The organism is Rhodococcus sp. PSi06 (assembly GCF_054960675.1).
In genome coordinates this window covers 95935-103028 of record NZ_JBHNYO010000021.1, presented here as the reverse complement: position 1 = coordinate 103028, position 7094 = coordinate 95935, and the positions used below count along the sequence as shown (strand labels likewise).

The window sequence follows — 7094 nt, the reverse complement described above, 5'->3', positions numbered from 1 at the left end:
CCGAAACTGCAAATCAGTCATAAACATAAAGAGTCAAATCACTAGCAGAAAAACTCAACTAGCATTTCAAAACAACACCCGACAACAACCACCACAAGCGGATGGCTGATACATCGAATGCTTTCACCAAAACAAAAAATTTCGGCACTGACATTCATCGACACACTGTTGAGTTCTCAAAGAACACGCACACACCATTGATACCGTTGGACGGTAGCGCCGGGGCTTACACGCTCGAACCCCAGACATGGCTCATTACTTTCAAGCCTTGCCCGGGATGGTCAGTGCGCACTCCGTACAACCTCGTTGTCCCAGTCCGTGAAGACCGGGTCGGTGTCCGTGTCGCTCTGACTCGACAAAAGTTACGCGAAGACCAACACATACGCAAATCGCCTGGTCAGATGTAATTTCTGCGTGAACATCCGGTCGGCGACTCGACTCGAACTTCGTCAGACGATCGCAACGGCATCGATCTCGACCAACATCTCTGCCCGTGGCAGTCCGGTGAACACCGTGGTTCGACTCGGCAATACGTCCCCGGAGGTGTGCGCGGACACGAAAGCGCCATAAGCGTCGTTCATGGTCGCGAAGTCCTCACGCTTGGTCAGATACACGCGCAGCATGACGACGTCGTCGAATGTCGCGCCGGCGGCTTCCACGATCGCTTCGACGTTTTCGAGAGTGCGAGTGGTCTGCGCAGCGACATCGCCTGGGTACAGGTATTCGCTGGTTGCAGGATCCACCGGCCCCTGTCCGGAAACCTGCACGAACGGCCCCTTCCTGACCCCCTGGGAAAAGGTGTGGGCGGGTGCCGGGGCACCGGTGGTGCGAATTTCGATCTTCTCGCTCATTGTTTTCCGTTCATCGGACTCTTTACGGTTGTCGTGCCGGCCTGGAGTTTCAGCGGCTGTCAGCCCAGCCCCAGACCCGCGAACACCTCCGCACGCTAATGGACAACATTTCTCAGATGGAGGAACAACGCCGTGATCGCGTCGATCCCGCCGGGCGTGCTCGGTGGTGTCACCACCGCGCTCTACGGCCTCGTCGGGATTCTCGGCGTCAACATCTGGGTCAGCAACCGCGTCGACTTCTCCAAGCCATCAACCAGTTCACCGCGGCCATCCCGCTGGTGGTCGGCATCGCCGACTTCAGCTGGACCATCGGTGATCTGAGCTTCGGCGGTATCGCGCTCGGCGCCGTCGCCGCACTGGTCATCTTCCACGCCATGCGCATCATCGGCGGCCTGCGCGGAACGGTCGTCGCCGACGATGCGCCAGGCGAACCTGCCACCTCAGAGCGCGCCGCCCAGTAGTCCGGACAGCAGCGCGAACACCGGCGGGATGCAGAGGAGAACGCAGACCATCTGGCCGCGGCCCCGCCCGCCGACAGCACCGATGAGGGCGGAGATCGTGGCGACGATGGCCGCCCCCGCAGCGATCGGCATCGAACTGTAATCCGCGTCGTGTGTGCCCATCTCGAAGTCCGACGCAAACTCGGGTTGCCCGAGCAGCGACAGGACGATGGCCGGCGCGACGATCGCGCACAGCGTCGCGATGAGGGCGGCGACGGTCCCGATCGCGCGTCGACGCTCGTCGGGCAGGGGCTGGTGGGTGGTCTCGGTGGTGATCATGCTCTGATTCCACCGCGGCACAGCGGGTAGCGGCAGAGTAGCTCTACTCACGTCGGATCGGCGGAACCACTCGACTGGAGCTCGGAGATCACCGATCCTGGATGCATGACATGGGAGACACATCCGGTCACACCCGATCGTTTCGAGGACTTCGCCGACGTGATCAACCCGAATCGGCGGGCGAATCACTGCTGGTGTCTGTCGCACCGGATCAGGCCGAAAGAGATCGAGGAACTCGGCGAGGGCAGCCGCGAACAGGCGATGCGGCGGCTCACCGAGCGCGACCATCCACCCGGCGTGGTCGCCTACCGCGACGGGGTCCCCGTGGGGTGGTGCAACATCGGGCCCCGAGCCGAGATCACCCGGCTCACCCACAGCAAGCTCATCCGCCCCATCGACGATGTCCCCGTGTGGAGCATCGTCTGCGTGGTGGTGCGCGGTGGCCACCGGAAGCAGGGGGTGTCGGGTCAGGTGATCGAGGGCGCTGTCGATTACGCGCGGCGGTCGGGCGCCCCTGCTGTGGAGGCGTACCCGGTCGATCCTGCCGGTCGCATGGACACGACGATGGCGTTCGTCGGCACGCGGAAGATGTTCGCCGGGGCCGGTTTCGAGGTGGTCGGCGAGACCGACGCGGTGGCGTCGAAGATGCCGCGCCTCGTCATGCGCCGCGACCTCACGTGAGGTCGCGCCCGGTCGATCATTCGGTCTCGTCTCCGCGTCCGGTCATGATCAGCGCCATGTTGGTCAGCGCCCGGTTCTGGCTGCCGTCTGGGTGGACGTCCCAGTAGGCGCTGTGGTCACTCAGGCGTGGATGACTGCTGTGGTCGGAGGTGAATCGCTGCGCACCGAACGCGGGGTTGTTCGGGCTGATGCCGTGGATCCCCTCGGTGAGCCCGATCGGGTCGGTGGTCGAGGTGCTCGCGTACACGTGCTGCGCCATGTCCGCCGGCGCGACACCGGTCAGCGACAGGTCGTCGGGGGAGTTCGGCCCGCCGACACCGGGGCTCGCGAGGAACACCAGGTCGTCGGCGTCGAGGGTGTGTCCCTCCGACGCCGCCTCACCGACGACGACGGTGCCGTAGCTGTGGCCGAGCACCGTGTTGTGCGAGGACGAACCGCCCTCGTGGGTGGCGCGCAGCCCGTCCTGGAAGGAGTCGAGCCCTGCGACCGCCCCGGCGGCCGATGCCGGGCCCGCGGCGGCGCCGAGTCCTCGCGGTGCGGTGTAGCCGTACCAGGCCACCACCGAGGTCGCCGCACGCGGATCGGCGCGTTCGGCCGCGCTCACCATCGCCTGGGCGCGGTCGATGCCGCCGCCGATGGTCCCCAGATTCGAGCCGGTCCCCGGGACGTAGGTGACCACATTGTCGGCGGTGTCGGGATTGGTGATCGCGACCGCGCCGCGGCCGCGATCGTCGACCAGCAGGAGGAACCGCGGATGCGAGCCGGTCGGATCGTCGAGCGTCTTCTCCAGTCTGGTGAGCGCGCGATACCGGGTGTCCGACGCCGTTCGCGCGGCGATCTGCATCTCCGCTAGGTGTCGGCGGTTGAGGTGGTCACGGTCGGCGGCCGGGATGCCGTCCCGGTTGCCCACCGACCGGTCGGCGTTCCACAGCTCGGCCTTCTCCGCGGCGGTCAGTCCGTCCCAGAAGCCGTGATCGACACGGATGCCGTCGAAGAACTCAGTCGACGAACCCTCGGGCCCGAACACAAGTCGCTTCCCCCACGGTCGTGGGGCCACACCGTCGAGAGTTTTCTCGCCACATCTCCCCGGCTCTCCGAATTCACCACCCCGGTGCTCACCCTCGATCGGGCTCGGATCGCGTCGAACATCTCGGTCATGGCCGACTGGACGGCACGCGCGGGAATGCTGCTCGCGCCCCACGGCAAGACGTCGATGGCGCCGCAACTGTGGAAGCAGCAGCTCGACGCCGGAAGCTGGGCGATCACTCTCGCGACCGGCTGGCAGGTTCAAGTTGCACGTGCATTCGGGGTCGAACGTGTCGTCCTTGCCAACGCCGAGATCGATCCTGTCGCGCTGACATGGATTGCAGCCGAACTGGATTCGCATCCAACATTCGAGTTCTACTGTTGGGCAGACAGTGTTGCAACGGTGCACGAGATGGATCGCATTCTGGCAACGCAGGGCCAGCGCACCGTTCCAGTCATCGTCGAACTTGGTGGCCCACACGGCCGAACCGGCGCACGCACGATCGACGAAGCAGTGTCGGTTGCTCGCGCAATCGCGGCGTCGTCACGTCTTACCTTGGCGGGCGTCGGAGGTTACGAGGGAGCACTGAGTCACGACCGATCCGAGAACGGCCTGGCGGCGGTCCGTACTTACCTCGACCGGGTCGCAGATCTTCATCGCGCGCTCGACGCCGAGAGGTTGTACGGCGTGCATGCGCTGGTGACGGTGGGCGGCAGTGCGTATCAAGATCTCGTCGTAGAGCGACTGCATTCGCTCACCACGGGAGACGGCGTACGTACCGACGTGGTGCTTCGCTCGGGCGCCTACGTGGTGCACGACGACGGCTTCTACTCACAGATGTCGCCGCTCACGCCTGCCCGCACCGATGCGCCACTGCTTTCGGCGATGCACGGATGGGCGCGCGCTGTGTCGCGCCCCGAGCCCGGTCTCGCGTTGCTCGACGCAGGTAAAAGGGACTTCCCCTTCGACGAGGGGATGCCCGTGCCGCAGCACATCCGAGGGAACGAGCCGCTCGACCCGGGAGCCGAGGTGACGGCCTTGAACGATCAACACGCGTTTCTGCGTCTACCGGCCGCGGACGCAGGGGCGTTGCCGGTGGGATCGGTGGTTCGACTCGGTCTGTCACATCCGTGCACCGCATTCGACAAATGGCGTCTCGTTCCCGTGATCGACGACGCGGACAGCGACGATCCGCTGGTGGTCGATCTCGTTCACACGTTCTTCTAGGCAGCCGAAGTTTCGCGGCCGGTACCGCAACTCAGTCGCGCCACTGTGTTCGCACCTGATCACCCACGAAATGAGTGTTCTCCGCCGACATCTCCCGGCTACCCGATCGGCCAACCAGATCGTCGATTCGATCGTCGAGGCTGTGGGCACGGGTCATCGCATCGGACGTTCGTGCCTCGCCCTCGGACGACTCGACCAGATTTGCCAGGCGAACGAGCGCGGCGACCCGACCGGTCAATTGCGACCACACCACTTCCAGTGCGCCACGGCGCGATTCGACCTGAGCGGCTGTCTCCTCGTCGACCATCGTCTCACCGATCCGATTCAGCTCGGTCGCTACCGTACGCAGGGACGTGGCGTCGACCGCGATCTCGGAGAGCTCGACGAACAGGTCCAATTGATTGCGCTGAATCTCGAAGTACGTGGACTGCCAGGCCGGCGAACGGCGCACTCTGTCGAACGAGGTGCCCGCCAGAAACAGCAGCGTGTCGTATCGATCGACGAAGCGGTCGTCTTTGCGATCGACGAATTGATCGACCACGCCGGTTGCCCACTCGACCCGGTCACCCACAGGAGTTCGGCGCGCAAGCGTACTCACACGATCCGTAGCCGCGTCCACCAAAGACAGGCCGCGCTCGGCAACTGGACCGAATTTGCGGGGCGCAGGCGTTGCCATCAACGCGTCGAAGACCGCATCTCGCTGGTCGAGATCGAGATGCAGACCTTCGCGACGCTCCTTCCGCGCCGCGCGTACCCCGGTTGCGTAGTGCCGATTCGACATCACCACAGCGGTTCGCAGATGGTTTATGCGCTTGGTCAGCTCGGCAACTCGCACTCGGTACACGAGCGCCGATCCGGGCTTGTTGGTGGTGTCCTTGGCAAGCCATCGATCGCGCTCGTCGACGAGGTTTCGCAACGCGCCGAACCCACCGATCGATGGCAGCGCACGTCCGGCATGCCATCGGTTGATCAGCACTGCTCTCGTAGGCTCGTCCACCCGACCGGCGGCGACAGCGATAGCGGCCGCGTCCGACAGCGGCTCGGAGTGTCCGAGCAACCGGCAGTCGGCGCACCGTCTGTGCACTTCGTCGTCGAATCGTGCGCGCTGCGCGGCCGACTCACTGCCATCGAACTCGGACATCGCTTCTCCTAGGTCACGCCCAACCATCGCTGGTCCGCTCGCAGTCGAGTGTTCCAGAAGTTCAGATCAGCCCGCGGAGCGATTGCTCGCTTTGCGGCTTCTTCTCCGCGAGGAGGTTGCGTGCCACATCGAGGCCTTCCCATACGTTCCACATCAACACACCGCGAACAACGGCCTCGTCGTCGAGGTAGTACACGACGCCTTCCTTGCCGACCGTTTTCCAGTCCTCGACGGTATCCATCGACGTGGACACCGTGCCGACGGCCTGGTAGCCGTCGTCATAGACATCCGAGTAGAAGTACGGCGTGTACGAGTACGGCTCGTTGGCACCGGCCATGTTGCGTCCGGCGGCCTTGCCCATCTCCGTGGCGTTGTCCACGTGTTCGACGCGTCGGCGACCGAGAATTGCATCGGGGTAGCTCGCCACGTCTCCAGCCGCGTATACGTGCTCGTCCTCGGTCCTCAGAAATTCGTCGACGACGATGCCGTCGTCCACTGCCAGTCCGGCGGCGTCGGCCAACTCTGTGCTGGGCCGCACGCCGAGCCCGAACACGACGCCGTCTGCCTCCACTGCCGAACCGTCGTCGAGCTGTAGCTGAACGCGAGCCGCGGCCTCTGCACCGGAGGTCACTTTGGTTCCTCGGCGCACGGTCACTCCGTGATCGGCGAAACCCTTGTCGAAGACGGCAGCCAGGCTCGGCGGAAACATGTGTCCGCCCACTACCGCATCGGAAGTCACCAGAGTGACCTTCACACCTTGCAGGGACAACGCCGACGCGATCTCGGTACCGATGTACCCGCCTCCGACCACTGCGATGTGGTCGGCTGTCTTCGTCAGTTCGCGCAGTGCCCGGTAATCGGCGAAGGTCCGGAAGTACACCACTCGCGGACTGGGGGCGAGCTCGAGTCGGGTCGGTTCCGCTCCAGTTGCCAGCAACAGTGTTCCGTACTCGTGGCGCTCTCCCGATTCCGTCGTCACGGTCGAGTTCGTCCGGTCGACAGCAGCTACTCGAGTTCCCGTGTGTACCTGCGCGCCGGTGTCGGAGGCCGTGTCGAGTGGGACCTGATCGCGGCCGAAGTCCGAGTCCGTCCAGAGCTTCTTCGACAGCGCTGGCCGGGAGTACGGCTCATCGGAGTCCGCCCCGAGGATGCCGATGGAGCCCGTGGTGTCGCGCTCGCGGATTCCGCGGGCCGCGCTGTCGGCAACCATTCCCCCGCCGATGATCAGGTAGTCGTAGTGCATCGTTCGCTCCTCGAAGGTCGACGTGTTCGACTCCGGGGCTACCCCGAACGACACGGTGGCAACCCCACACGGGTCCACCCCGACGCACATGCCCGGGTCGAGGGAACCGACCGGACTGTATCGAGCATCACACCTCTCAGAGGTT

The 7094-nt window shown here is 64.6% G+C and carries 7 protein-coding genes and 1 pseudogene; 3 read left to right on the top strand and 5 right to left on the bottom strand.

The window, feature by feature from the left end; genetic code table 11:
• Positions 1-449: 449 nt before the first annotated feature.
• On the bottom strand, positions 450-851 hold the full coding sequence (locus tag ACFI9K_RS23430) for a RidA family protein (RefSeq protein ID WP_462665735.1): 402 nt from the start codon (positions 849-851) through the stop codon (positions 450-452).
• Between the two features lie 129 nt (positions 852-980).
• Between ACFI9K_RS23430 and ACFI9K_RS23425 the strand changes: the two are divergent.
• Positions 981-1312: pseudogene (locus ACFI9K_RS23425) on the top strand (solute carrier family 23 protein); the annotation flags it as partial.
• Here the strand turns inward: ACFI9K_RS23425 and ACFI9K_RS23420 are convergent.
• A complete protein-coding gene (locus ACFI9K_RS23420) occupies positions 1292-1630 on the bottom strand; it encodes a hypothetical protein (protein WP_462665734.1) in 339 nt (112 codons plus the stop codon). The pseudogene ACFI9K_RS23425 and the gene ACFI9K_RS23420 overlap by 21 nt on opposite strands.
• A 105-nt stretch (positions 1631-1735) precedes the next feature.
• On the opposite strand from ACFI9K_RS23420, the gene ACFI9K_RS23415 reads away from it, so the two are divergent.
• A complete protein-coding gene (locus ACFI9K_RS23415) occupies positions 1736-2311 on the top strand; it encodes a GNAT family N-acetyltransferase (RefSeq protein ID WP_462665733.1) in 576 nt (191 codons plus the stop codon).
• Positions 2312-2327: 16 nt separating this feature from the next.
• Here ACFI9K_RS23415 and ACFI9K_RS23410 read toward each other — a convergent pair whose 3' ends face one another.
• Positions 2328-3338 (bottom strand): alpha/beta hydrolase, encoded by a 1011-nt coding sequence (locus ACFI9K_RS23410; RefSeq protein ID WP_462665732.1) that lies wholly within the window; start codon positions 3336-3338, stop codon positions 2328-2330.
• Between ACFI9K_RS23410 and ACFI9K_RS23405 the strand changes: the two genes are divergently transcribed.
• Entirely contained in the window at positions 3282-4565 is a 1284-nt protein-coding gene (locus tag ACFI9K_RS23405) for a type III PLP-dependent enzyme domain-containing protein (protein WP_462665731.1), read from the top strand. The genes ACFI9K_RS23410 and ACFI9K_RS23405 overlap by 57 nt on opposite strands.
• A gap of 31 nt (positions 4566-4596) precedes the next feature.
• Here ACFI9K_RS23405 and ACFI9K_RS23400 read toward each other — a convergent pair whose 3' ends face one another.
• Entirely contained in the window at positions 4597-5706 is a 1110-nt protein-coding gene (locus ACFI9K_RS23400; RefSeq protein ID WP_462665730.1) for a hypothetical protein, read from the bottom strand.
• A 61-nt stretch (positions 5707-5767) separates the two neighbouring features.
• Positions 5768-7003 carry an NAD(P)/FAD-dependent oxidoreductase gene (locus ACFI9K_RS23395; RefSeq protein ID WP_462665729.1) on the bottom strand — a complete coding sequence of 412 codons (1236 nt, stop codon included), beginning with the start codon at positions 7001-7003 and terminating at the stop codon, positions 5768-5770.
• Positions 7004-7094: the final 91 nt, after the last annotated feature.